This is a genomic window from Aeromonas sp. HMWF015 (assembly GCF_963878965.1).
Taxonomy (GTDB): domain Bacteria; phylum Pseudomonadota; class Gammaproteobacteria; order Enterobacterales; family Aeromonadaceae; genus Aeromonas; species Aeromonas veronii.
Map to the genome: position 1 here is coordinate 1 of NZ_CAWNZT010000287.1, position 1,749 is coordinate 1,749.

General features: G+C 57.7%; 2 protein-coding genes. One reads left to right on the plus strand and one right to left on the minus strand.

Translation table 11 applies throughout. From position 1 onward, the window contains the following. Nucleotides 1-1,400, plus strand: a 1,400-nt coding sequence (locus AACS18_RS14880) for a hypothetical protein (protein WP_108612576.1), incomplete at its 5' end; no start/stop codon positions are given. A 77-nt stretch (nucleotides 1,401-1,477) separates the two neighbouring features. On the opposite strand, the gene AACS18_RS14885 is transcribed toward AACS18_RS14880, so the two are convergent. Then, a partial coding sequence (locus tag AACS18_RS14885; protein ID WP_308810797.1) for a nucleoside transporter C-terminal domain-containing protein occupies nucleotides 1,478-1,749 on the minus strand: 272 nt, incomplete at its 5' end.

Consider the following 1,749-nt stretch of genomic DNA (forward strand, 5'->3'; position numbering starts at 1 on the left):
GGGGCGGCACCGGCTCCGGCATGGCCTCCGAGTTCGGGCTGGCCCAGCAGTACTCCTACATGAGCAAGACCTTTTCGCCCCCGTCAGAAGAGGAGGAGCACCTCTCCCTCGGGGAGCACTTTATGTTCGATCCCATCTTCACCAGCGGCATCTGTATCCTGCCCAATATCTGTGATCGGGGGATCGAGATCTCGGAAGCGCTGCACATCAACGCCGGGCGCCTGCTGTGCAAGTATCTGGCCGAGGAGTGGGACTTCTCCTATCACTTCGACAACGAGCAGGCGTGCGATGCCAGCATGCTCAAGCGGATCAGGCCCTGGAATGCCATGATGCTGATCTCCAACGACATCATGCGCTACGCCGAAGAGAGCGACGATGGCGAGATCCAGCATGTTGACGTCAACACAATGGAGAAGTACGCCAACCAGTACATCTCCCAGCAGATCTTCAACATTCTTACCGCCCAGGCCGTCACCACCGACTACGACGAGAACTACTTTCGCCGGGCGGGCATCGACATCAGCGAAACCATTCGGCTCGATGCCAACGACCTCTTTATGAGTCTGGCGGGGCCGGTGGCGGTGGCGTATGCCGAGTCCATCTCGCCCCCCGGCGGCCTGTTTGACAAGGAGGATGGGCTCAATGTGGACGATCTCTTCACCCGTTCCATCGAGCTGCCCCACTTCAACAAGATGACCCAGGCCATTGAGGGGATCAGTCTGCTGCCCATCGAGGCAGGCAACTATCGGGAGTATCTGGACGACTATGTGAAAAGTGGCCATGACCCGGCCCACCTCAACGAGCTGCACTTCTTCAAGAACTGCTCATCGGTGGTGTCGATCATCTCCCTGCCCAAGGAGTACAAGCTCTCCTATATGGATCTCAACCGGCTCAAGTCTCACCTCAACGGGCTCTTCCCCAACACCACTCTCAAGCGCTATGCGCTGGTCATCGGGGCGTCGGCCAACATCTCCCTCACCACCCTGATCGTCAAGAGCCCCTGCCTGAGCGATGACTTCCTGACCCTGATAGTGGCCTTTATCAAGCGCTGCTTTGCCAAGGATCACTATCGCTTCGATGAGCATCTGGACAAGGCGGTGATCGAGATGATCTGCAATGAGGAGTGGAACGATGCGCTGCTCGACAGCATGCTCAACGAGTTCGAGAACCCGGCCAAGATCCTCGATACTAACTGGTACGCCATCAAGCCCATGTATGAGAAGAAATATCGGGAGCTTATCCGCGAGAAAGAGAAGTTCGTCTCCATCAACGATATTCGCCTCAGCCGTGAATCGGTGAAAAAGGCGCTGCTCTATCTGCGGGAGATCTATCGCCACCGGGTCAGCAAGACCCGGATCCTCTCCCTCAACCCAAGGTTGGGGGAAGCAAACGCTCGCTAGCACCCTGCCCATAAAGCAAAGCGCCCGCCCCACATGGGGCGGGCGCTTTTTTACTGGCGCAGCCTGGCTTTATCTCATCAGAGGGAGACAAAGATCCCGGCCAGAGTGGCGCTCATCAGGTTGGCCAGGGTCGCCGCCAGCACCGCCTTGAAGCCCATATTGGCCACATCGTGACGGCGCTCCGGCGCCATGGTGCCGATGGAGCCGAGCTGCACCGCAATGGAGCCCAGATTGGCAAAACCGCACAGTGCGAAGGTGATGATGATCTGGGTGTGGGCGCTCAGATCCGCCTTGATATTGGCAAAGTCCAGATAGGCGACGAACTCATTCATGATCACCTTCTGACCAA